The sequence below is a fragment of the Amycolatopsis sp. NPDC114484 genome (assembly GCF_055633755.1).
On sequence record NZ_JBVKDQ010000030.1, the window covers coordinates 18,671 to 40,544 of the forward strand.

At 69.9% G+C, this 21,874-nt stretch carries 20 protein-coding genes and 1 pseudogene; 13 read left to right on the plus strand and 8 right to left on the minus strand.

Going from position 1 to position 21,874, the window contains the following annotated elements:
- Positions 1 to 21 precede the first annotated feature (21 nt).
- The gene (locus ACZ7SW_RS40400; RefSeq protein WP_470235640.1) at positions 22 to 1,053 is read left to right on the plus strand and encodes an SDR family oxidoreductase; all 1,032 of its coding nucleotides are present in this window, start codon (positions 22 to 24) and stop codon (positions 1,051 to 1,053) included.
- On the opposite strand, the gene ACZ7SW_RS40405 is transcribed toward ACZ7SW_RS40400, so the two are convergent.
- Complete coding sequence (locus ACZ7SW_RS40405) at positions 1,037 to 1,774, minus strand: SDR family oxidoreductase (RefSeq protein ID WP_470235641.1); 738 nt, start codon at positions 1,772 to 1,774, stop codon at positions 1,037 to 1,039. The genes ACZ7SW_RS40400 and ACZ7SW_RS40405 overlap by 17 nt on opposite strands.
- Before the next feature lie 58 nt (positions 1,775 to 1,832).
- Between ACZ7SW_RS40405 and ACZ7SW_RS40410 the strand changes: the two genes are divergently transcribed.
- On the plus strand, positions 1,833 to 2,465 hold the full coding sequence (locus tag ACZ7SW_RS40410; RefSeq protein ID WP_470235642.1) for a class I SAM-dependent methyltransferase: 633 nt from the start codon (positions 1,833 to 1,835) through the stop codon (positions 2,463 to 2,465).
- A 132-nt stretch (positions 2,466 to 2,597) separates the two neighbouring features.
- Here ACZ7SW_RS40410 and ACZ7SW_RS40415 read toward each other — a convergent pair whose 3' ends face one another.
- Positions 2,598 to 4,499, minus strand: a complete 1,902-nt coding sequence (locus tag ACZ7SW_RS40415; RefSeq protein ID WP_470235643.1) for a S8 family peptidase — start codon at positions 4,497 to 4,499, stop codon at positions 2,598 to 2,600.
- Positions 4,500 to 4,662: 163 nt separating this feature from the next.
- Between ACZ7SW_RS40415 and ACZ7SW_RS40420 the strand changes: the two genes are divergently transcribed.
- Positions 4,663 to 5,856: an MFS transporter gene (locus ACZ7SW_RS40420; protein WP_470235644.1), complete on the plus strand. Its 1,194-nt coding sequence runs from the start codon at positions 4,663 to 4,665 to the stop codon at positions 5,854 to 5,856.
- A 37-nt stretch (positions 5,857 to 5,893) separates the two neighbouring features.
- Positions 5,894 to 6,394 carry a GNAT family N-acetyltransferase gene (locus ACZ7SW_RS40425; RefSeq protein WP_470235645.1) on the plus strand — a complete coding sequence of 167 codons (501 nt, stop codon included), beginning with the start codon at positions 5,894 to 5,896 and terminating at the stop codon, positions 6,392 to 6,394.
- On the opposite strand, the gene lpdA is transcribed toward ACZ7SW_RS40425, so the two are convergent.
- The 4 genes and pseudogenes from lpdA to pip all read right to left on the minus strand — a co-directional run.
- The gene (lpdA, locus tag ACZ7SW_RS40430; protein WP_470235646.1) at positions 6,384 to 7,769 is read right to left on the minus strand and encodes a dihydrolipoyl dehydrogenase; all 1,386 of its coding nucleotides are present in this window, start codon (positions 7,767 to 7,769) and stop codon (positions 6,384 to 6,386) included. The two genes, ACZ7SW_RS40425 and lpdA, sit on opposite strands and share 11 nt — an antisense overlap.
- Positions 7,770 to 7,984: 215 nt before the next feature.
- Positions 7,985 to 8,764, minus strand: a complete 780-nt coding sequence (locus ACZ7SW_RS40435; RefSeq protein WP_470235647.1) for a lysophospholipid acyltransferase family protein — start codon at positions 8,762 to 8,764, stop codon at positions 7,985 to 7,987.
- Between the two features lie 55 nt (positions 8,765 to 8,819).
- Complete coding sequence (locus ACZ7SW_RS40440; protein WP_470235699.1) at positions 8,820 to 9,224, minus strand: nitroreductase family deazaflavin-dependent oxidoreductase; 405 nt, start codon at positions 9,222 to 9,224, stop codon at positions 8,820 to 8,822.
- Positions 9,225 to 9,299: 75 nt separating this feature from the next.
- Positions 9,300 to 10,238 (minus strand): annotated as a pseudogene (gene pip, locus ACZ7SW_RS40445) (prolyl aminopeptidase); the annotation flags it as partial.
- Between the two features lie 91 nt (positions 10,239 to 10,329).
- Here pip and ACZ7SW_RS40450 point away from each other — a divergent pair.
- The 6 genes from ACZ7SW_RS40450 to ACZ7SW_RS40475 all read left to right on the plus strand — a co-directional run bounded on the left by ACZ7SW_RS40450 (position 10,330) and on the right by ACZ7SW_RS40475 (position 17,739).
- Positions 10,330 to 11,013: a response regulator transcription factor gene (locus ACZ7SW_RS40450; protein WP_470235648.1), complete on the plus strand. Its 684-nt coding sequence runs from the start codon at positions 10,330 to 10,332 to the stop codon at positions 11,011 to 11,013.
- Positions 11,014 to 11,017: 4 nt separating this feature from the next.
- Positions 11,018 to 12,283 carry a HAMP domain-containing sensor histidine kinase gene (locus ACZ7SW_RS40455; RefSeq protein WP_470235649.1) on the plus strand — a complete coding sequence of 422 codons (1,266 nt, stop codon included), beginning with the start codon at positions 11,018 to 11,020 and terminating at the stop codon, positions 12,281 to 12,283.
- Positions 12,284 to 13,156: 873 nt separating this feature from the next.
- Positions 13,157 to 14,539, plus strand: a complete 1,383-nt coding sequence (locus tag ACZ7SW_RS40460) for an amino acid permease (protein WP_470235700.1) — start codon at positions 13,157 to 13,159, stop codon at positions 14,537 to 14,539.
- Positions 14,536 to 15,312, plus strand: a complete 777-nt coding sequence (locus tag ACZ7SW_RS40465) for a carbon-nitrogen hydrolase family protein (protein WP_470235650.1) — start codon at positions 14,536 to 14,538, stop codon at positions 15,310 to 15,312. The genes ACZ7SW_RS40460 and ACZ7SW_RS40465 overlap by 4 nt, the downstream gene beginning before the upstream one ends.
- Positions 15,309 to 17,003, plus strand: coding sequence for a flavin monoamine oxidase family protein (locus ACZ7SW_RS40470; RefSeq protein WP_470235651.1), 1,695 nt, complete (start codon positions 15,309 to 15,311; stop codon positions 17,001 to 17,003). Before ACZ7SW_RS40465 ends, ACZ7SW_RS40470 begins: the two co-directional genes overlap by 4 nt.
- Positions 17,004 to 17,109: 106 nt before the next feature.
- On the plus strand, positions 17,110 to 17,739 hold the full coding sequence (locus ACZ7SW_RS40475) for a TetR/AcrR family transcriptional regulator (RefSeq protein WP_470235652.1): 630 nt from the start codon (positions 17,110 to 17,112) through the stop codon (positions 17,737 to 17,739).
- 204 nt (positions 17,740 to 17,943) lie between these two features.
- On the opposite strand, the gene ACZ7SW_RS40480 is transcribed toward ACZ7SW_RS40475, so the two are convergent.
- Positions 17,944 to 18,654, minus strand: a complete 711-nt coding sequence (locus ACZ7SW_RS40480; protein WP_470235653.1) for a TetR/AcrR family transcriptional regulator — start codon at positions 18,652 to 18,654, stop codon at positions 17,944 to 17,946.
- Between the two features lie 69 nt (positions 18,655 to 18,723).
- On the opposite strand from ACZ7SW_RS40480, the gene ACZ7SW_RS40485 reads away from it, so the two are divergent.
- From ACZ7SW_RS40485 to ACZ7SW_RS40495, 3 genes are all read left to right on the plus strand, one after another.
- Positions 18,724 to 19,590 carry an alpha/beta fold hydrolase gene (locus ACZ7SW_RS40485; protein WP_470235654.1) on the plus strand — a complete coding sequence of 289 codons (867 nt, stop codon included), beginning with the start codon at positions 18,724 to 18,726 and terminating at the stop codon, positions 19,588 to 19,590.
- Between the two features lie 93 nt (positions 19,591 to 19,683).
- Complete coding sequence (locus tag ACZ7SW_RS40490; protein WP_470235655.1) at positions 19,684 to 20,106, plus strand: hypothetical protein; 423 nt, start codon at positions 19,684 to 19,686, stop codon at positions 20,104 to 20,106.
- A gap of 71 nt (positions 20,107 to 20,177) precedes the next feature.
- Positions 20,178 to 20,363, plus strand: coding sequence for a DUF5302 domain-containing protein (locus ACZ7SW_RS40495; RefSeq protein WP_344287092.1), 186 nt, complete (start codon positions 20,178 to 20,180; stop codon positions 20,361 to 20,363).
- A 359-nt stretch (positions 20,364 to 20,722) separates the two neighbouring features.
- On the opposite strand, the gene ACZ7SW_RS40500 is transcribed toward ACZ7SW_RS40495, so the two are convergent.
- The gene (locus tag ACZ7SW_RS40500; RefSeq protein ID WP_470235656.1) at positions 20,723 to 21,796 is read right to left on the minus strand and encodes a Glu/Leu/Phe/Val dehydrogenase dimerization domain-containing protein; all 1,074 of its coding nucleotides are present in this window, start codon (positions 21,794 to 21,796) and stop codon (positions 20,723 to 20,725) included.
- Between the last annotated feature and the right edge of the window lie 78 nt (positions 21,797 to 21,874).

Sequence of the window (21,874 nt, forward strand, 5' to 3'; positions counted from 1 at the left end):
ACCGGGGTCAGGATCGAAGACATGAGCAGCACACGCGTGGCCCTGGTGGCCGGGGCCAACGGGATCATCGGCCGGAAACTCGTCTCTCACCTGCGGACTCTCGACGGATGGGAGGTGCTCGGGCTCTCCCGTCGCGGCGGTCCGGACAGCCTCGCCGTCGACCTGCTCGACCCGGCGGGCACCCGGGCGGCACTCGCCGGCATCGGCGCGACGCACCTGTTCTACGCGGCCTACCAGGACCGGCCGACGTGGGCGGAACTCGTGCCGCCGAACATGGCGATGCTGGAGAACCTGGTGAACGGCCTCGACGAAGGCCCGCTGGAGCACGTCAGCCTGATGCAGGGCTACAAGGTCTACGGCGCGCACCTCGGCCCGTTCCCGACTCCCGCCCGCGAAGCCGACGCCGGACAGCACATGCCGCCGGAGTTCAACGTGGACCAGCAAAAGTTCCTGGAACGCCGGGCCGCGGCAGGCGGCTGGTCGTGGTCGGCGATCCGGCCGTCCGTGGTCGGCGGGACGACGCTCGGCAACCCGATGAACCTCGCGCTCGTGATCGCGGTCTACGCCTCGATCTCGAAGGAACTCGGCCTGCCGCTGCGGTTTCCCGGCAAGCCCGGCGCGTACGACAGCCTGCTGGAAATGACGGACGCGCAGCTGCTCGCCGAGGGCACGGTGTGGGCGGCGACGTCCAGCCGCGACGAAGCCTTCAACATCGCCAACGGGGATCTCTTCCGCTGGCGCGAGCTGTGGCCGAAGCTGGCCGCGTACTTCGACCTCGAAGTCGCGCCGCCGCTACCACTGCCGCTGACCACGGTGATGGCCGACAAGGAACCACTGTGGACGGAGATGGCGGCGAAGCACGGCCTCACCGCGTCATACGCCGACGTTTCTTCGTGGGCCTTCGGCGACTTCGTTTTCTCCTGGGACTACGACATGTTCGCGGACACGTCGAAGTCGCGCCGCGCCGGTTTCCACTCCTATGTGGACACTGAGCAGATGTTCTACCGGCTGTTCGACGAGTTCCGCCGCGACGGCGTCATCCCCGGCCGATGAACGGCATCGTGGTGGCGGTGATGGTGAGGAACTGGACGTTGGCGTCCAGCGGCAATCCCGCCATGTAGAGCACCGCGTCGGCGACGTGGCCCGCGTCGAAGGTCGGCTCGGCCAGCAGCCGCCCGTCGGCCTGCGGGATGCCCGCGGCCATCCGCTCGGTCATCTCGGTGGCCGCGTTGCCGATGTCGATCTGTCCACACGCGACATTCCAGGCACGGCCGTCGAGCGAAATCGACCGGGTCAGGCCGGTGACGGCGTGCTTGGTGGCGGTGTAGGCGACGCTCGCCGGGCGCGGAGCGTGCGCGGAGATCGAGCCGTTGTTGATGATCCGGCCGCCACGGGGGTCCTGGTCGCGCATCAGCCGCACGGCCTGTTGCGCGCACAGGAACATGCCGGTGAGGTTCGTGTCGACGGTGCGCCGCCAGTCCTCGACGGACAGATCCGCGACGGTGCCGCCGAGCGATACTCCGGCGTTGTTCACCAGCAGGTCCAACCGGCCCCATTCGCTGCGCACCGTCGAGAAAAGCGCCTCCACCGAAGCGGGATCGGCGACGTCCGCGGGCACGACCAGCGCGTTCGCGTCCGAACCGGCCGTCTCACGCAAAGCGTCCTCGCGACGCCCGGCGAGCGCGACCCGGTAACCGGCGCCGAGCAGCGCTTCGGCGATCCGGCGGCCCAGCCCGGAACCTGCCCCGGTGACCACAGCGGTTTTCTCCGGCACGTCGCCTCCTCAAAAGTCCGTTCGCCCGCACGTTGCCATATCGCGGCACACTGGGTTCATGGGACCACGTGACACTTTGCTCGCCGGTTTGGCCAAACAGCTGGGTCATCCGCGGGGCCGGGCCGGGCAGGCTGTCGTCCGGTTGCTCAACAACGTCAACCGCGGGCCGGTCACCGGAGCGGTCGACGCGCTGGAGATCCGCCGCGGCGAAACCGCACTGGACCTCGGTTTCGGCGGCGGGCTGGGTCTCGACCTGTTGCTGCGGGCCACCGAGGGCGGCACCGTGCACGGCGCGGAGATCTCCGAAACGGCGCTGGCCCGGGCGCGCCGGACGTTCCCGAAGAACCTCGCCGCCGGACGGCTGGTGCTGCACCAAGCCGGAATGGCCGAGCTTCCGCTGGAAGACGGGACGATCGACGCGGCGCTGACCGTCAACACGGTCTACTTCATTCCCGACCTGGCGCCCGCGTTCGCGGAGGTCGCGCGGGTGCTCGCGGCGGGCGGCCGGTTCGTTGTCGGCATCGGGGATCCCGAAACGATGCGCGAGATGCCGTTCACCGGCCACGGCTTCCGTCTCCGCCCGCCGGAAGAGATCGAAAGCGCGCTCGCGGACGCGGGGCTGGAACTCCGCCGCCACGACCGGCTCGGCGACGGGCCGCGGGCGTTTCACCTGCTGGTCGCCGGACGCTGAAAGGGCGGGTTCCCAGCTCCCGAAGAAGTCCGTGAGGGGCCCTTGAGGGAATCAGATTCCCTCAAGGGCCCCTCACGGACCACCGCCCTTGGCGAGAAACCCCGGTCGGGGAACCCGCCGTTCCCGGTACCGCTACTTCTTCGGCACACCCAGCGCGGCCAGCGCCGGGCCGGCCATGATCACGCCCTTGCCGGTCACCGCGTCGAACCCGGGCGCGCCGAGGTCGATCGCGCTCGACACCAGCGCCGTGCGGACGTCCGCCGGGGTCGCGGACGGCTTGCCCGACAGCAGCAGCGCCGAGATCGCCGCCGCGTGCGGGGCCGCCGCCGAGGTCCCGAAGAACGGCTGGAAGCCGGCGACCGAGGTGGCCACGCCGTCCGCCGCGGTGATGTCCGGCTTCGCACGGGTCGCGCCGCCGGTCGAGGAGACGTTGCCCGGGGTCAGCTCCGTGCCGTCGGCGTTGTAGAAGAGGTGCCGCTGACCGTCGGAGGTGAAGCGCTCCCACTTGCTGGCCGAGGTGAACAGACCCGGGTACGGGCCGGCCGGGTTCGCCGGGTCGCCGGTCTCCAGCGGACGTCCGAACGCGGTCGCCGCCGGGGCCGCGGCCACCGAGAACGCCGCAGCCGCCGCCGAGTGTCCCGAGGTCACGCCTGCGGTGCTGAAGCCCTTGAGCGAACCGGAGTCGACGAACCGGCCGCGGACCACGTTGAGCGCGAAGAAGCGGTCCGCACCGTTGTACTTGACCACCGCGAGGCGGTAACCGGAACCGGACGTCGGCACGGTCAGGCTCTCGTACGGGTTCTGCGAGCCGTTCTGCGGGTTGGCGCTGGAGGCGACGACGCTGCCGGAAGCGTCGAGCAGGAACAGGTCGTAGTCGCTGGTCGAGTGGCCCCACGGGTCCGACCAGAACAGCGTCACCGGCCTGCCGAGCGAGCCTGGCGACAGCGGGTCGGTGGTCTGCACGCCGCTGCCCGGGTCGAAGTCGTGCGGGGTGCCGGTGACGCCCGGCAGCGTGGTGCCGGACGAGCGGAAGTCGCCCTCGTAGTAGCCGCTGCTGCCGTCGGTGAGATTGCCGGAGTTGCCCGCGGAGGAGAAGTAGAGCGCGCCGGCCGCGGTCACGTCGTTGACCGCCTGCGCGACCTGCGTGTCCTGGAACGGCGACTCGTCGAAGTACGCGACGTCGTCGACGATCACTGTGCACTTGCCGGTGTTGCGCAGCGCGCGGATGTTGTCCGCGAAGCTCGACTCGCTGGTGAAGGCGGTCGCGAAGCCGAGCGTCGCGCCCGGGGCGAGGTCGTGGACGATCTCCAGCATCGCGGTGCCCTCGTCACCGCTTCCCGCCTGGCCGGGCAGCACGTCGACCGCCGGCAGTTCGCCAGCGTCCTGCGACTTCTTCAGCGAGTTGACGCCGTCGGAAAGCACGCAGACCTTCACGCCGGTGCCGTTCACGCCGTAATCCGTGCGGGCGGTGTCCGCGCCGTGGGCTTTGTCCCCTTCGGACACCTGCGCGGCGGCGACGGCCTTCTTGGCCAGCTGCTGGCGCTGCGCGTCGGGCTCGTTCCAGGTCATCGCCTGCGTCGCGGGCTGGACCTGGCGGACGTCACCGCGCGCCGCGATCCGGTCCACCGCGTTCAGCGGCAGCTGGGCGCGAACCGAGCCATTGGACGAGGTGGACTGAACGGTGCCGCCCGCGGCGCGCACGGCCTTCGCGATCGCGGCACCCGCCGTGCCCGCGATATCCACCGAAACGGTGCCCGCCTGGCTGACCGGCAGCCCGGTGCGGTAATTCGGCAGCAGCGCGGCGAGACCGCGGTCGGCGCGCAGGCGCTTTTCCACGACGAGCTGGCTGGACTGCTTCTGCTCGGCCGGGCTGAGGGTCTTCTTGATTCCCTGCAGCGCGCTGATCCCCGCTCCCGAGCGCGCGTTCGCCACGTCCGCGGCAGACGGCTGCGCGACGGCGACCCCGCTCCCCGCGAGCACCACCCCGACCGCGAGGGGCACCGAATACGCGGCTACCCGGCTCGTTCTTCTCATGACAACTCCTGTTCTCGCCCCCGGCCACCCACTGTGGTCACGTGAATCTAAAGAGCGACCGCGAGTAAGACCACCGACCAAAGTGGTATCTGCCCGGATGGCCCATCTGGTGAGACTCCGACGCCTCTTCCCGGTGCCGAAGCGGAGCTGGCACTCTGCTCTCGTGGCGAACCTGGGGAGGGATTTCGCGCGGCTGTGGGCTGCGTACGCGATCAGCACGGCGGGCAGCACGGTCGGCGCGGGCGCGCTCGGGCTCGTCGCGGTGCTCGTGCTCGACGCGCCCGCCTGGCAAGTCTCCCTGATCACCGCCATCTCGGCCGCCTCCAGCGCGGTCATCGCTTTCCCGCTCGGGCCGCGCGTCGAATTCGCCCGGAAGCGTCCCGCGATGATCACCGGAGATCTGGTCCGCTGCGCCGTGCTGGCGAGCGTGCCGTTGGCGGCCGCGCTGCACGTGCTGACCATGCCGCAGCTCTATGCCGTCGACATCGTCGTCGCCACCGCCGCCGTCATCTTCTCCGCGGCCAGCGGCGCACACCTCAAAGCCCTTGTCGCACCGGACGAGCGAGCGATCGCCTTGAGCCGCTTCGAGAGCACCGATTGGGTCTGCTGGTCAGCCGGACCGCCGTTGGGCGGGCTTTTGATCAGCGCGCTGGGCGCTACCGCGACGATGCTCATCGACGCCTTCTCGTTCCTGCTGTCCGCGCTCGGAATCCGCCGCTTGCGTGCGCCGGAGCCGCCGCCTGCGGTTGCTTCAGGACCTGCGCGCCGAGGGTTCACCGACGGATGGCGTTACCTGCTGCGAAGTCCTGAACTACGGCCGTTGTTCTTCAACTCGGTGTTGTTCAGCGGCGCGGTCCTTTGGGTCACGCCGCTGCAAACCGTGCTGATGCTGCGGGATCTCGGCTTCGCGCCGTGGGAATACGGGCTCGTGCTCGGCGTCCCGTGCCTCGGCGGGCTGCTCGGTGCTCGTCTCGCGCCGACGCTCAGCTCTCGACACGGTGCGCCGAAAGTGTTGCTGTGGACCAGTTTCGCGCGTACGCCGTGGTTGCTCGCGCTGCCGTTCGCAATTCCCGGAGCCGCCGGAGTCACCCTGCTGATCGCCGCGAACTTCGGGCTGTTGCTGGTGGCGGGCATCTTCAACCCGACCTACTCGGCGTACCGCCTGTCGCTGATCGACGACTCCGTTCTGACGCGGACGCTCACCGCCTGGTCGACCGGAACCCGTACCGCCAAACCGATTTTCATCACCCTCGGCGGGATCGCCGCCGGAGTGCTCGGCGTGCGCTTCTCCCTGGGGATCGGCGCCGTGCTCTGCCTGCTCAGCGCCGCGGCGCTGCCCGCCCGCCGAGCCGAGTGATCAGTTTTTGTCGGTGGTGCCGGTTACCGTTCCTGGCATGTTCAAGATCGACCGCGCGACCGCTGCCGACGCCGCCGCGCTCACCGACCTCATGCACTCGTCCTCGGCCTACCAAGGCCAGTACGCCTCGATCCTGGAGGGCTACGCCGTCACGCCGGATTACCTTCGCCAGCACCAGGTTCTGGTCGCCCGGGGCCCGTCCGGGCCAGTGGGTTTCGCCGCGCTCACCGATGCCGAACTGGACCTGCTGTTCGTCGCCGACGAAGCGCAGGGAACCGGGCTGGGCGCCCGGCTTGTGCAGCGAATCCTCGAGCTGGCAGGGGAAAACGGGCTGACCGAGGTGCGCGTGGTGTCGCATCCGCCCGCGGTGAAGTTCTACGAACGCATGGGCGCCCGGCAGGTCGGGACCATTCCGCCGAAACCGCCGAAGATCTCGTGGTCCCGGCCGGAACTGGTGTTCTCCCTGCCCGAAAACGACAGCGCCCCGGACCGCGAAACCACCGCGGGCCAGGGCGACCGTCGAAGAATCAGAAGTTGATCATATGCCCGGCCAGACCGTGTACCGCTTCCTTGACCGCCTCGCCCAGTGTCGGGTGCGCATGCACATTGCGCGAAACCTCGTGCACCGTAAGGTCCCACTGCTGCGCCAGCGTCAGCTCCGGCAGGAGCTCCGTGACGTCCGGGCCGATCAGGTGCGCGCCGAGCAGTTCGCCGTATTTCGCGTCGCTCAGCACCTTCACGAAGCCCGCCGCGTCGCCGAGGCCGTGCGCCTTGCCGTTGGCCGTGAACGGGAACTTCGACACCTGGACGTCAAAGCCCTTCTCGCGCGCCTGTTCCTCGGTCCAGCCGAAGCTCGCGATCTGCGGCTGGCAGTAGGTCGCGCGCGGGATCATCACGAAGTCCAGCTCCATGGTCTCCGCACCGGCGATCGTCTCCGCCGCCACGATGCCCATCGACTCCGACGCGTGCGCCAGCATCAGCTTCGCGGTCACGTCGCCGATCGCGAACAGGTGCGGCACGTTCGTCCGGCCGCGGCCGTCGATCGCGATCGCGCCGCGCTCGGTGACCTCGACGCCGGTGTTCTCCAGGCCGTAGCCCTCGATGTTCGGCCGGAACCCGATGGCCTGCAACACCTTGTCGGCCTCGAGCACCTGCTGCTCGCCGTTCTTCGACACGGTCACCAGCACCTTGGCTCCCGAGTCGTCGATCGCCTCGACCTTGGTGCCCAGCAGCACCTTGATGCCCAGCTTGCGGTAGCGCTTCGCCAGTTCGGCGGACACCTCGGCGTCCTCGAGCGGCACCATCCGGTCGAGGAACTCGACGATCGTCACGTCCACGCCGTAGTTGCGCAGCACGTAGGCGAACTCCACGCCGATCGCGCCGGCCCCGGCGATCACGATGCTGCCCGGCAGCTCGCTTTCGAGGATCTGCTTCTCATAGGTGACCACGCGCTCGCTGCGCTGCGTGCCCGGCAGCAGCCGAGCCGTCGCGCCGGTCGCGATGATGCCGTAGGTGAAGGTGATCCGCTCGCCGTTCACCTCGAGGGTGTTGGCGTCCACGAAGGTGCCGCGCCCGTCGTACTCGGTGATCTTGTTCTTCTTCATCAGGAAGTGCACGCCCTTGACGCGCCCGTCCGCGACCTTGCGGCTGCGCTCGTACGCCGCGGTGTAGTCGAACCGGATCTCCCCGTCGGAGGAGATGCCGTAGGTCTTGGCCTCCTCCTTCACCGTGTGCGCCAGCTCGGCGTTGCGCAGCAGCGCCTTCGAAGGGATGCAGCCGACGTTGAGGCACACCCCGCCCCAGTACTTCTCCTCCACGACCGCCACGCTCAGGCCCAGCTGCGAAGCCCGGATCGCCGCGACGTACCCACCGACTCCGGCCCCGAGGACCACCACGTCATAGTCTGCGCTCATACCGTTGAAACTACCCGCCGCGCCCGCGCGGGGCGGCGTGACGGCGCCCGCTTTCAGACCGGCGGCCGCTCGCCCCGGACCTGCCTGCCGCCCCGGCGAATCCTGGCGATGCTCGCCGGAATCGGACGTCGCCCGGTCCGTAATTCCGATTCGGGCGCGGCCGAATCGTCCACAGTGGTCGCCGCCGCGGCGAGCCGGACCGCCGGATCCGGTTGTCAGACCGGCGGGCGCACGCCCCGGATGCCGGCCAGCAGCTCCGTCACCGCGGCCATGATCCGCGCCGTCGCCTCCTCCAGCACGTCCCTGGTCAGCTCCCGCCCGCGCAGATCGACGAGCTCCACCGGCGGCCCGGCGACGAACTCGATCTTCCGCCGCGGCAGGACGCGCGGAAACCAGGAGCCGGCGGGCAGCAGTTCGTGCGTGCCCCAGTTCGCGACCGGAATCACCGGCACGCCGGTCTCCAGCGCGATCCGCGCCGCGCCGGTCTTGCCCTTCGCCGGCCAGCCGTCCGGATCCGCGGAGAGCCCGGCCTCCGGGAAGATCGCCACGCATTCGCCTGCCCGCACCGCGGCGACAGCGTCGCGGTACGCACCCGCCGCGGTCGGCGCTCCCCGGTGGACCGGGATGTGCTTGCCCGAACGCATCACCGACTTGATCACCGGCGCGTTCCACAGGCTCGCCTTCGCCAGGTACCGCGGCACCCGGCCGGAGCCGAGGCAGAACGCGGTGAGCGTCGTCGGGTCGGCGTTCGAGAGGTGGTTGGAGGCCACCACGACCCCGCCCGAGGCCGGGATGTTCCGCGCGCCGCGCACGCGGAACCGGCTCGTGAGGGCGAGCAGCTGCCAGACGACCTCGATCGCGAAGTGGTACCAGGCGCCCCGGCCGGACTTGGCGAACCGCCTGCCGTACCGCTGCATGCCGCGGAAGCCGAGCAGCTCCCCTTCGAGAGGGGTCCAGTGGTCCCGGGTCCGGGTGCGCAGCGCCATGAGCGTCATTCGTAGCGGAAGACGCTCCGGTTCGGTGCCGCGCGGACCCGGGACGCGGCGGGAATCACACCCGCTCGAGCACCACCACGGGGATCTCGCGGTCGGTCTTCTTCTGGTAGTCGTTGTAGGCGGGCCACACCGCGGCGAGCTTGTCCCACAGCCGGGCGCGTTCCTCGCCGGTCGCGGTCCGGGCGCGCGCGGTGAACTTGTCCGCCCGCACCTGCACGCGGACCTCGGGGTTCTCCCGCAGGTTCAGGTACCAGCCGGGGTGGTTCTCCGCGCCGCCCTTCGAGGCGACGATCACCGGGTTGCCCTCGTCCTCCTGGTAGATGAGGGCGAACTTGCGGTCCTGCCCCGTCTTGCGGCCCTTCGTGGTGAGCACCAGCGTCGGCACGCCCTCTTGCCAGTCGTGCCCGACCTCCCCGTCGGTCTCCTCGTAACGGCGAACGTGCTCGTCACCGAACAGCATGCGGATTTCCTTTCGTTCGACTTCCGCGCTCGACAGCCCGGACCTGCCCTCCCACCCTGCCGCGAACCGGTCGGTCGCGCTGATCAGCTCGTGCAGCGTGCCCGGTTCGTCGAAGGCGTGCCCGGCGTCGCCGATCATCTTCAGCTCGGCGCCCGGCAGCACCTGTGCGAGTTCCCAGGCGGTGGTGGCGGGAGTGACCACGTCGTACCTGCCCTGCACCAGAACACACGGGATGCCCGAGAGCTTCCCGGCGCCGCGGATCAGCTGGTCAGGGGCGAGCCAGCCGCCGTGGCGGAAGTAGTGGTTCTCGATCCGCGCGATCGCGAGCGCGAACTCCGGCTCGGCGAACGCGGCCACCACTTCTTCCTGCGGGGTGAACTTGACGGTTTCGCCCTCCCACCGGCTCCAGGCGAGCGCGGCGGGCCCGTGCACGTTCGGATCCGGGTGGTTCAGCAGTTCGTGGTACACCTCGAGCAGGTCGCCGCCGCGGCGGGCGTACGGCACCGGCGCGAGGAAACGCGACCACGCCTCCGGGAACACGCACGCCGCGCCCCCGCCGAAGAGCCACTGCACTTCTTTCAGCCGCAACGTCGCGACGCCGCGCAGGATCAGCTCGGTCACCCGCTCCGGATGCGTCTCGGCGTAGGCGAGCGCGAGCACGCTCCCCCACGAGCCGCCGAACAGCTGCCAGCGGTCGATGCCGCGGTCCTCGCGCAGCTGCTCCATGTCGGACACCAGGTGCCAGGTCGTGTTCACCGAGAGGTCGACGTCCGGGTCGCTGCAGTGCGGCGTGCTCCGGCCGCAGCCGCGCTGGTCGAACAGCACGATGCGGTAGCGCTCCGGGTCGAACAGCCGCCGGTGCCGCGCGGACGCCCCGCCCCCGGGCCCGCCGTGCAGGAACGCGACCGGTTTGCCCTCGGGATTGCCGCATTCCTCCCAATACAGCATATTGCCGTCTCCGACCGGCAGCATCCCGTGGTCGTACGGATCGAGTTCCGGGTACAGACCGAGCATGCAGCCACTATGCCCGACCTCGGCCGCGTCCCGCTGAGGGTCCACTGTGGACGCGGGGACACGGCCGGGAGGGGCCGGTTAGGCTTCCCGCATGGCGAAGGTACTGGTGGTGGAGGACGACGCGGCGATCGGCAGCGTCCTCGACTCCGCGCTGCGCGGGCACGGCCACACAGTGCGATGGTGCCGGGACGGCCGGAGCGCGCTGCGCGAGACCGCGGCCGATCTCGTGCTGCTGGACCTGGGCCTCCCGGACGTCGACGGCGTCGAGGTGTGCCGCAGGCTGCGCTCGGCCCTGCCGGGCGCGGTGCTGGTGATCCTCACCGCGCGGGCGGACGAGATGGACGTCGTGGTCGGGCTGGAGGCCGGGGCCGACGACTACCTCACCAAGCCCATCCGGCTGGCCGAACTGCTCGCCAGGGTGCGCGCGCACCTCCGCCGCGGCGCGCCCGCCGCGCCGTCGACGCCGGTCGTGCGGATCGGCGCGCTGGAGGTCGACATCGCGAGCAGACGGGTCAGCCTGAACGGCCGGGAGGTCGCGCTGCGGGCGCGGGAGTTCGACCTGCTCGCGCGGCTGGCGGTCCAGCCGGGGCAGGCGGTCAGCCGCGACACGCTGATGTCCGAGGTGTGGGATTCGCACTGGCACGGCTCCACCAAGACGCTCGACGTGCACATCGCCGCGCTGCGCCGCAAGCTCGCCTCGGCCGCCGAATCGCCGTACGAGGTGCCGAGGATCGCGACCTTGCGCGGGCACGGATACCGGTTAGAGGGGGACTGACGGGGTGCGCCGCCGGATCGTGACGCTCACCGTCCTCGCGGCGGTCCTGGCCACGAGCCTGTTCGGGCTGCCGCTCGCCGTCGGGGCGATGTGGTACTTCCGCACGCACACCACGTCCGCGCTGGAGCGGGCCGCCGACAGCACGGCCGTCGTGGTGTCCGACGCGCTCGCCGCCGGCGAGCCCTTCCAGGTCCCGGACAACGAGGACGGCGCCGAGGTCGGCGTCTACGACCCGGCGGGCAAGCTCCTCGCCGGAGACGGCCCGCCCACCGCGGACGACGTCGTGCGCGGAGTCGCCGCGAGCCGCAGCGACATGCTGAACCAGAAGGTCGGCGACGAGGACGTGCTGGCCGTGCCGGTGCTGACCGGAGCGCGCCTCACCGGCATCGTGCGCGCGGCATTGCCCCGGTCCGCGCTGACCCGCGACGTCGGCATCACCTGGCTGGTGATGGCCGGGTGCGCGATCGGCGCGGTGCTCGGGAGCTGGCTGGTCGCCCGCCGGATCGCCGCGCGGCTGACCCGCCCGCTGGAAGACCTCGCCTGCGCCGCGGCCCGCCTGGGCGAAGGCGACTTCTCCGCGCGCTCCCGGCGCTCGGCGATCCCGGAAATCGACCGCGTCGGCGCGGCCCTGGACGTCACTGCCACCCGCATCGGCGAAACCCTGGAACGAGAACGCGCCTTCTCCGCCGAAGCGTCGCACCAGCTGCGCACCCCGCTGGCCGGGCTGCGCCTGCAACTGGAATCCGCACTGGAAACCCCCGGCCGCGACCCATATGCCGCGGTCCGCGCCGGGATCACCGCCGCCGACCGGCTGGAACGCACCGTCGAAGACCTGCTGGCGCTGTCCCGGGAACGCCGCGCCCCTCGCGACGAGCTGGACCTCACTTCTCTCCTGGCCGAGTTGACCGACGGCCCGCTGCCCGACCACCGCGAGTTGCGCCTGGAAATCACCGACCCGCCGCCAGTCCGAGCGTCGGCCCCCGCGGTCCGGCAAGTGCTCGCCGTGCTGCTGGACAACGCGCTGAACCACGGCGAAGGAACCATCACCGTCCGAGCCCGCGACGCCGGCGGTGCCCTGGCCGTGGACGTCGTCGACGAAGGCCCGGACCTCGGAGAACGCGACCCGTTCGCCGACCACACCCCCGGCGGGCACGGCATCGGCCTCCGGCTGGCCAGAAGCCTGGCCGAAGCCGAGGGCGGCCGGTTACGCCTTTCGCAGCCCGATCCGCCGACGTTCACGTTGCTGCTTCCGGAAGCACCCGCCTCCTGACCGGGCCCAGCGCATTCCTGCCGCTCGGACCCCAGCGAAGTTCCGCCCGCAGCCATAGCCGCCAGGGCTGACCGCGCAGCACCTTCGCCAACCCGCCTGCCGCACCGCTCCAGCCGACAGACCCTTCGCCAACCCGCCTGCCACACCGCGCCAGCCGACAGACCCTTCGCCAACCTGCCAGCCACACCACTCCAGCCAACGGGGCCTTCGCGCCAACCTGCCTGCTACACCGCGCCCTTCGCCAATCGGCCTGCCACGCCACTCCACCCAACGGCGCCGCCCCGCCCCGAGCCGGAACCCGGAGCGCCCTCGCCTATCACCCCGAGTCGCTCGGCCCAACCGATCCGCGCGCAACGAGTGATACCGCCCGAGCACGCACTGCCCGGTGGCCACGCGCGCCCGACACCCACGACTCCAGGTCGCCCCGCCCACTTCCGCCCGGCAGCCGGAATCCGAAGCGCTCGCGCCCACCACCCCCAGGTCGCTGCGCCCAACCGGCCCGCGCGCGCTGACCGGCACCGCCCGAGCACCCACCGCAGCCCCGGTCTCCCAGCCACCGCTCCAGCGCACCCCGCCAAACACCCGATCCGCGCGGGAAAACCCGCCGCCGCGGACCCGCTCCCCGATCACTTAGAGTCATTCGCGGCCCGGAAGCCCGGACCTCTCCAGGCCGCACCTCCTCGCAGCAACCGACCCCGAGAGCGCAATGAATCACCCACCACTGCCAGCAATCCACAACAGATCTCGGTTCTCGGGGCAATTTTCGATCGATACCGTGGCTCGAAGTCGACACTGCCGTCACAATCAATCGCTAGGAGCCGCCCGGTGAGCCCCACCACCTCCAATCCTGCGCGCGGGAGGCTCGCCGCGGCGATGCTGCGCCGCAAACCGGTCACCGATCTGGTGTCCGAGGCGGATCACGGTCCGCTGAAGCGGTCGCTCGGGCTCAGCCAGCTGACCATGCTCAGCATCGGAGCCACCCTGGGCAGCGGGATTTTCGTGGTGCTCGGCGAGGCGGTCCCGGTGGCCGGGCCCGTTGTCGTGGTCTCGTTCGTTCTCGCCGGGATCACCGCGCTGTTCTCCGCGCTTTCCTACGCCGAACTGGCGGGCATGATCCCGCGCTCCGGATCCTCCTACTCCTACGCGTACGCGACGCTCGGCGAACTGGTCGCCTGGGTGTGCGGCTGGTGCCTGGTGCTGGAGTACGGCGTCTCTGTCGCGTCCGTCGCGGTCGGGTGGGGTCAGTACGTCAACGAACTCCTGCACCTGGCCTTCGGCGTCACGCTGCCGGAGGCGCTCAGCGGGCCGCCGGGTGACGGCGGGCTCGTCAACATCCCGGCGATTGTCGTGGTGCTGCTGGCGATGGTGCTGCTGCTGTCCGGCGCGAAGGAGAGCGCGCGGGCGAACGCGGTCATGGTCGTGGTGAAGATCGGCACGCTGATTCTGTTCTGCGCCATCGCGTTCACCGCCGTCCGCGCGCAGAACTTCACTCCGTTCCTGCCGCTCGGGCTGGCCGGGATGAGCGCGGGCGGGGCGAAATTGTTCTTCTCCTACATCGGGTTCGACGCCGCCTCCACCGCCGGAGAGGAGGCGCGCAACCCGCAGCGGGACCTGCCGCGCGCGATTCTGTTGTCGCTGGGCATCGTCACTGTCCTCTACTGCCTGGTCGCGGTCGCCGCGATCGGCGCGCTGCCCTGGCAGGAGTTCGGCGACAAGCAAGCCGCGCTGTCGCACGTGCTGACCACGATCTCGAGCAACCCGCTCTGGGCGATCCTGCTCGCGATCGGCGCGATCGTGGCGATCTCCAGCGTCGTGCTGACCGTCCTTTACGGACAGACGCGGATCCTGTTCGCGATGTCCCGCGACGGGCTCGTGCCGAAGGCGCTGTCCAAGGTGCACCCGAAAACCGGTGTGCCGCGCACCAACACGCTCGTGGTGTCCGGTTTCGTCGCGGTGCTCGCCGCCTTCATCCCGCTCGGCAAACTCGCCGACGCCACCAGCATCGGCACGTTGTTCGCGTTCGGGCTGGTGAATATCGCCGTGCTGATCCTGCGCAAGCGCCGTCCCGAGGCCGAACGCACCTTCCGCGTGCCGTTCTCGCCGGTCACCCCGATCCTCGGCGTACTCTGCTGTGCCTACATGATGTTCAGCCTCGACGGGGCGACCTGGATCGTGTTCGGTGCGTGGATGCTGCTCGGCCTCGTGATCTACTTCGGCTACAGCATCCGCCGCTCGCGGCTCGCGGAGGTCCGATGATCATCGCCGTCCACCAAGGACCGTACGACCGGCTGCCCGAGGCGATGGCCACGGCGGCGGAGCGCGGTGCCGAGCTCCTCGTGACCGCCGAGATGGGCACGACGGGCTACAACATCGGTGCGAAAGCCGTCGCCGAGCTGGCCGAACGGGCGGACGGACCGCGCGCGGCCGAGCTGGGCGCGCTAGCTGCCCAGCACAAGATCGGGGTGGTTTACGGCTATCCCGAGCGCGACGGCGACGCGGTCTTCAACTCGGCGCAATTGCTGTCCCCGCAAGGGGAACGGCTCGCGAACTACCGCAAGACCCACCTGTTCGGCGACCTCGACCGCGACCAGTTCTCTCCCGGCGACGAGCCGGTGGTGCAGGCTGACTTCAACGGCCTCCGCGCCGGCCTGCTGATCTGTTATGACGTCGAGTTCCCCGAACTGGTCCGCGCGCACGCGCTCGCGGGCACGCAGGTGCTGCTCGTACCCACCGCCTTGATGCGGCCGTACGAGCGCGTCGCCGACTTGCTCATTCCGGTTCGTGCGCACGAAAGCCAGCTGTACGTCGTGTACGCGAACCGCTGTGACACCGAAGGCGAGCTGAGCTACTGCGGACGCTCGACAGTCGCGTCGCCGGATGAAGTCGTCGCGAAGGCCGGGCCGGACGAAGAACTGCTCTTCGCCGACCTCGATCCCGCCGTGCTCGCTCAGGCGCGAGCCGAAACCCCGTACCTGGCCGACCGACGGCCGTCGCTGTACCGCTCTCTCACCGAAGGACCCCGGGCATGACCTCCGCAGTTCCCGCCGCGATCCACGCCGAGGAACCGGCCGGCAGGCCGATCACGATGTTCGGCCCCGATTTCCCGTTCGCCTACGACGATTACCTCGCGCATCCGGCCGGGCTCGGCACCGTGCCGGAGCAGGCGCACGGCGCCGAGGTCGCGGTGATCGGCGGCGGCCTCTCCGGCATCGTGGCCGCCTACGAGCTGATGAAGCTCGGGCTGCGGCCGGTCGTGTACGAGATCGACGGGATCGGCGGACGGCTGCGCACGCACCATTTCCCCGGTCTGCCCGACGACGTCGTCGCCGAGATGGGCGCGATGCGGTTCCCGCCGGCGTCGACGTCGCTGTTCCACTACCTCGACACGACCGGACTGGAAACCATCCCGTTCCCGAACCCGCTTTCCGCCGCCACACCGAGCACAGTGGTCGATCTCAAAGGCCGCAGCCATTACGCGCGCACGCCCGAAGATCTGCCCGACGTGTATGGCGAAGTGGCTAAGGCGTGGCAACGCACCCTCGATGAGCACGCGTCGTTCACCGAGATGCAGACCGCGATCCGCAATCGCGACGCCGCGACGGTCAAAAAGATCTGGAACGAACTGGTGCCCCGGCTCGACAACCAGACTTTCTACGGATTTCTGTGTGATTCCCCGGCATTTTCCTCATTCCAGCATCGAGAGATCTTCGGGCAGGTCGGATTCGGCACCGGCGGCTGGGACACCGACTTCCCCAACTCGATTCTCGAAATCCTCCGGGTGGTCTATACCGGCGCGGACGACGAGCACCGCAGTATCGTCGGCGGCAGCGGGCAGCTCCCGAAGCGGCTGTGGGAGCACGTCCCGGACCAGCTCGCGCACTGGCCGTCCGGCACGAATCTGGCTTCCCTGCACGAAAACGGCCAGCCGCGGCCCGGTGTCACGCGGCTGCACCGCACCGCGCCGAACAACATCACCGTCACCGACGAGTCCGGGCACATCCGCACGTTCGGCGCGGCGGTGTTCACCGCGCAGAGCTGGATGCTGCTGTCGAAGATCGAATGCGACGAGGCGCTCTTCCCGATCGACCACTGGACCGCCATCGAGCGCACGCACTATATGGCTTCCTCCAAGGTGTTCGTGCCGGTCGACCGCCCGTTCTGGCTTGAGAAGGACCCGGTCACCGGCCGCGACACGATGAGCATGACGCTCACCGACCGGATGCCGCGCGGCACCTATCTTCTCGGCGACGACCCGGACCGGCCCGCGGTGATCTGCCTGTCCTACACGTGGGCCGACGATTCGCTGAAGTGGCTGCCGCTTTCCGTGTCCGACCGCGTCGAGGTGATGTTGCAGTCGCTGCGCGAGATCTACCCCGGCGTCGACGTGCGGCGGCACATCGTGGGCGACCCGGTGACCGTGTCGTGGGAGGCCGAACCGCATTTCATGGGCGCGTTCAAGGCGAACCTGCCCGGGCATTACCGGTACCAGCACCGGCTTTTCACGCACTTCGTGCAGGATTCACTGCCCGAGCGCTATCGCGGTTTATTCCTTGCGGGCGACGACATCTCGTGGACGGCGGGCTGGGCCGAGGGCGCGGTGCAGACCGCGCTCAACGCGGTGTGGGGCGTGCAGCGGCACTTCGGCGGCGCGAGCGATCCGGCGAATCCCGGTCCGGGCGACCGGTTCGCGGACCTCGCGCCGATCGAGCTTCCGGACTGAGCGGGGCCGTCAACCCATACCGCGCGGTAGCAGCCGAACGTGTTTCCGCCGCGACATTCCGCCCGGTTAATCCGCCTTACTGAACCGATCATGCCAAACTGATGCCATGAGCACCGATCCGGCGCCGAAGTGGCGGCGACTCGAACCGGACGAACGCAAAGAGCAGATCTACGCCTGTGCGGCGAGACTGTTCGGCGAACGACCGTATTCGGAAGTGTCCACTTCGGACATCGCGGCCGAGGCAGGCGTGGCCCGCGGACTGATCAATCATTATTTCGGAACGAAAAGGGAGTTGTACCTCGAAATAGTTCGGCGCGCGCTTACCGTGCCACGGATTGCGGTGCAGATTCTGCCGGACGGACCGCTGGAAGTGCGCGCGGACGCCGCCATCGACTGGCTGCTCGACATGGTGCGCGGGCAGGAGAAGCTGTGGCTCGCCGCGATCGCGCCGGAGGGCATCGGCCGCGATCCGGAGGTGGACCGGATCGTCGCCGCGGCCGACCGCGCGTCGGCCGACCGCGTGCTGGAGGCGGTCGGGCTGTCCCGCGACAGCGCGCACGGCGAGGAGCTGAACGCCGCGGTGCGCGCGTTCGCCGGCATGGTGAAGGCGGCGGGCCGGGAGTGGCTCGTGCACCGCTCGCTGGACCGGCACCAGGTCCACACGCTGCTCACGATGTCGCTCGTGACCGTGGTGGGCCAGGTGTTCCCCGCGATCCAGCACCCGCCCCGGCACTGAGGCGCCGGAAGGAGAACCCCCGGCACCACGAGGGGGGAGGAAAGTGCCGGGGGCCCCTTCCGGAGGCAAGGCCCCCGGTAGCTGTCCACGCTACGCCGGGAAAGCGTCGAATCGGTGTCGGTCGGCGCAGCGACGGCCCGACTTTTCATCATGACCACGCGGACGGCCCAGCGCGGGCCCCCGGGCGGAGCAATTTCGCGAATTTCAGTCGCGCAACTGAGCCAATCGGCACGTGAGCCCGTCGAGGCACCGGCGGATCGCGAAGTCGAACAGTCGCGGATGGTAATCGGCGGCGGCCTCTGGGTCGGCGAGCAGTTCGTGCATCGCGGCGGCGTGCGAGGCCATCCCGGGCAGGTCCTCGCGGCCGAGATAGGAGGCGTACTCCTCGGTGTTGTCCAGGCGCAACGCGAGGCTGCAGTCGCGGTCGTCCTCCAGCGCGACGTACTGGCACGCGGTGGTGGTGAGCACGGTGTAGGCGAGCGGGCTCTCGGCGCCGAAGCCCGCGTCCAGCAGGATCCGCACGCCGCGGTCCACTGTGGGCGTGGCCGCCGCCACCGACGGGCCGAACGACGCCATCCGGCGTGCGGTGCCCGGGTGCTTGCGCAGCACCTCGCGCAGGCCGGTCAGCAGCTCGACGAACCACTCCTGCCACTGCAGCCCGTCGTCCGGCAGCCGCAGCTGGCCGACGACCCGGTCGAGCACCGCGCACACGACCGCGTCCCGGTCCCCGACGTGGTGGTAGACGACCGCCGGATACGCGCCGATCGCGGCGGCCAGCTGCCGCAGCGTCCAGTTTTCCAGCCCGCGTTCGACGGTGAGCTTCACCGCCGCGTCGATCACTTTTTTCGCGGTGACCGCGGGCAGCCCGGCGGCCGAACGGGACCGGGCGCGCTGTCCGGCACGCGGAGTCGGCATGCCGTGCACCGTAACCGGCAACCCGCCGGCTCGGCCACCCGCGGTTCCACGCTGCGGCATGATCGGGGCATGCCACGCGCACAGGCCAACGGCCTCGAACTCGAGTACGACACGTTCGGCGATCCGGGCGCCCCGCCGATCGTCCTGGTGATGGGGCTCGGCGCCCAGATGATCACCTGGGAGGAGGGGTTCTGCGAGCTGCTCGCGAACCAGGGCTTCCACGTCGTGCGCTTCGACAACCGCGACGCGGGCCTGTCCACCTGGTTCGACGAACTGGGCACGCCGGACCTCGCCGGGATCGTCGCGGGCACCGCACCGGCTCCGTACCTGCTGTCGGACCTCGCGGACGACACCGTCGGGCTGTTCGACGCGCTCGGGTTCGCGAAGGCGCACGTCGTCGGCGCTTCGATGGGCGGGATGGTCGCGCAGCAGCTCGTGCTCGACCATCCGGACCGGGTGCTGAGCCTGACGTCGATCATGTCGACGACCGGCGACCCGTCGGTCGGCCAGGTCTCCCCCGCCGCGCTGGCGACGCTCACCAAACCGGTGCCGGAAACGCGCGAGGAGCAGATCGAACTGAGCGTCGCGAACTACCGTGTGACGGGGTCGCCGGGCTATCCGGCCACCGAGGAATACCTGCGGCGCAAGGCAACCCGGAACTACGACCGGGGACGGCACCCCGCCGGGATGCAGCGGCAGGCCGCCGCTGTCGTGGCGTCGGGCGACCGTACCGAACGACTGCGCGACGTGCGGCTGCCGACGGTCGTGCTGCACGGCGACTCCGACGTGATGATCGACGTCAGCGGCGGGAAAGCCACCGCGGCGGCGATCCCGGAGGCGGAACTGGTCATCGTTCCGGGCATGGGGCACGACCTGCCGGAACAGCTGTGGCCCGAGATCGTGGCCGCGATCGCCCGCGCGGCCGCTCGCGCCTGACGGGAGTCAAGAAGCCGTCAATAACCAGCGCCTGGGCGTACAGGTCCTGTACGCGCGCCCTGGTTTACGCGGTCGCGCGGGGTGCCATGGGGCATGCGTACTGAAGGACGGCTGGCGGGCGGGTTCGGTTTTCCGCTCGGTTGTGTGGCGGTGGTGGCGGCCGTGGTCGCGGCGGACCTTGTCGGGGCCACCGCGCATCCCGGTTACGCCGTGGTGGCCGTGGCGCTCGCGGTCGGAGCAGTGGCAGTGATCACGACGCCGCTCGCTGGGGCCGGGGTGGCGGCGGTGGGCTGGGCGGCGCTTTCCGGGTTCGTTTACGGCCGGGCCGGGGAGCTGCTTTTCACCGCGGCGACCGGGTGGGTCGCGGTGATTTTGGCTGGTACGGCGGGGTTCGGGCTTGTCCTCGGTGCCGGATGGCGTGCGGTTCGGCGGGTTCGTCCGGTCTTGGCGGAGGCTGTCGTGCCGGCGCCTCGGCGGTCTGTCGATCCTGGCCACCGCCGGGTGGCATCACTCTGAAATAGCTCGCCAAGGTGCGTGAAGGGTGCCAGGCTGACGGGGTATCACGTCGTCACCTTCGGAGGTCAGCCATGAGTGAAGCGCAACCGGCACCCAGCGACGGGGAGGGCGACGTCAAGCGGAAGTTCCGCGAGGCGCTGGAGCGGAAGCAGGCCAAGTCCCGCGAGGGGGCCGCGCACGAGAACGCCGGGCAGCAGGGGCAGCACGCGCATGGGCCCGCGGCTAACAAGCGGACTTTTCGGCGGAAGAGCGGCTGATCGCCGCTGGGGTGCGTGGGGGCACCCCGAAGCTTGATCGTGACTACGGTCTGGGGTTGCTTGTCAAGGCGGGAAAGATGCCTTGACAAGCAACCCCAGACCGCGTTTTGGCTTCGTATCGGGGTGCGGGGGTGGTGTGGGTGCTTGGATCTGTCGGGGGTGTGGGCTGCGGTTCTTGGTGATGGGGCCGGCGCCCCATTCGGCGTTGGTGGATCGCGACGGCGGGGGCGAGTCGGGTCGCGAAGGGCCGCTTGAGGAAGCCAGGTTCGTGGAGGGGCCGTCACTGCGCGCGGGGGTCGTGAGGGGAACCCTGAGGGAATTAGATTCCCTCAGGGTTCCCTTCACGGACTTTCGCGGAGCTACACCGTGAGGATCGAGCGCAGGCGGCCGACGTCGGTCATCCGGCGTTCGGCCAGGCGGTCGGCTGCGGCGGCGGGGGGTACGCCGTCGGCCTTCGCCAACTCGTACACCGCCTTCGTGGTGTCGAAGATGGCCGCTGTTTTGCGCTGCGCGCGGGCGAAGTCGAAGCCGTGCCGTTCGTCGTCCACCTGGATCACGCCGCCCGCGTTCACCAGGTAGTCGGGGGCGAAGAGGATGCCGCGGTCGTCCAGCAGCTTGTCCACGCCGGGGTGTGCTAGCTGATTGTTCGCCGCACCGCAGACGATTCGGGCGCGCAGGACGGCCACGGTCTCGTCGGTGAGCACGCCGCCCATCGCGCAGGGTGCGAAGACGTCCAGTGCGGTTCCGATCATGGTGTCCACATCGGACACCACCTCGACGCTCGGGTACGCCGCGCGAGTGCGTTCGACGGCGCTGGGTGCGACATCGGTGATCACCACGTGCGCGCCAGCCTCGACCAGGTGGCCGACGAGGATGTGCCCGACCTTGCCGACACCTGCCACGCCGACGCGGCGGCCGGTCAGCTCGGGGACGCCCCACGCCTGGTCCGCGGACGCGCGCATTCCTTGATACACGCCGAAAGCAGTGAGCACAGAGGAGTCTCCGGCCCCGCCGTCCTCTGGCGACCGTCCGGTGACGTGCCGGGTCTCGCGGGCGACGACGTCCATGTCGCGTACGTAGGTGCCCATGTCGCAGGCGGTGATGTACCGGCCGCCGAGCGAATCCACGAACCGGCCGAACGCGCGCAGCAGTGCTTCGGACTTCAGCGTGTTCGGGTCGCCGATGATGACGGCCTTGCCGCCGCCGAGGTCGAGGCCCGCGAGTGCGTTCTTGTACGCCATTCCCTTGGAGAGCGCGAGAACGTCGTCCAGCGCGGCGTCTTCGGTGGCGTAGGGGTAGAACCGGGTGCCGCCGAGGGACGGGCCCAAAGCGGTGGAGTAGATGCCGATGATGGCTTTCAGCCCGCTGGCCTCGTCGTGGCAGAACACGACTTGTTCATGGCCGCCGTGCCGGCCGAACACGCCTTCGGTCACGGTGGTGACTCCTTTGTCTCCCACGCGGCTCGTGGCCGCGCAAATGTGTGAACGGTGCGCACCGGGAAACGGGGGTTG

Bases quoted from the DNA above. Each gene is read 5' to 3' on its own strand.
- ACZ7SW_RS40400 (WP_470235640.1), top strand. From the start codon at position 22: ATGAGCAGCACACGCGTGGCCCTGGTGGCCGGGGCCAACGGGATCATC.
- ACZ7SW_RS40410 (WP_470235642.1), top strand. From the start codon at position 1,833: ATGGGACCACGTGACACTTTGCTCGCCGGTTTGGCCAAACAGCTGGGT.
- ACZ7SW_RS40415 (WP_470235643.1), bottom strand. From the start codon at position 4,499: ATGAGAAGAACGAGCCGGGTAGCCGCGTATTCGGTGCCCCTCGCGGTC.
- ACZ7SW_RS40425 (WP_470235645.1), top strand. From the start codon at position 5,894: ATGTTCAAGATCGACCGCGCGACCGCTGCCGACGCCGCCGCGCTCACC.
- lpdA (WP_470235646.1), bottom strand. From the start codon at position 7,769: ATGAGCGCAGACTATGACGTGGTGGTCCTCGGGGCCGGAGTCGGTGGG.
- ACZ7SW_RS40435 (WP_470235647.1), bottom strand. From the start codon at position 8,764: ATGACGCTCATGGCGCTGCGCACCCGGACCCGGGACCACTGGACCCCT.
- ACZ7SW_RS40440 (WP_470235699.1), bottom strand. From the start codon at position 9,224: ATGCTGTTCGGTGACGAGCACGTTCGCCGTTACGAGGAGACCGACGGG.
- ACZ7SW_RS40450 (WP_470235648.1), top strand. From the start codon at position 10,330: ATGGCGAAGGTACTGGTGGTGGAGGACGACGCGGCGATCGGCAGCGTC.
- ACZ7SW_RS40460 (WP_470235700.1), top strand. From the start codon at position 13,157: ATGCTGCGCCGCAAACCGGTCACCGATCTGGTGTCCGAGGCGGATCAC.
- ACZ7SW_RS40465 (WP_470235650.1), top strand. From the start codon at position 14,536: ATGATCATCGCCGTCCACCAAGGACCGTACGACCGGCTGCCCGAGGCG.
- ACZ7SW_RS40470 (WP_470235651.1), top strand. From the start codon at position 15,309: ATGACCTCCGCAGTTCCCGCCGCGATCCACGCCGAGGAACCGGCCGGC.
- ACZ7SW_RS40475 (WP_470235652.1), top strand. From the start codon at position 17,110: ATGAGCACCGATCCGGCGCCGAAGTGGCGGCGACTCGAACCGGACGAA.
- ACZ7SW_RS40480 (WP_470235653.1), bottom strand. From the start codon at position 18,654: ATGCCGACTCCGCGTGCCGGACAGCGCGCCCGGTCCCGTTCGGCCGCC.
- ACZ7SW_RS40485 (WP_470235654.1), top strand. From the start codon at position 18,724: ATGCCACGCGCACAGGCCAACGGCCTCGAACTCGAGTACGACACGTTC.
- ACZ7SW_RS40490 (WP_470235655.1), top strand. From the start codon at position 19,684: ATGCGTACTGAAGGACGGCTGGCGGGCGGGTTCGGTTTTCCGCTCGGT.
- ACZ7SW_RS40495 (WP_344287092.1), top strand. From the start codon at position 20,178: ATGAGTGAAGCGCAACCGGCACCCAGCGACGGGGAGGGCGACGTCAAG.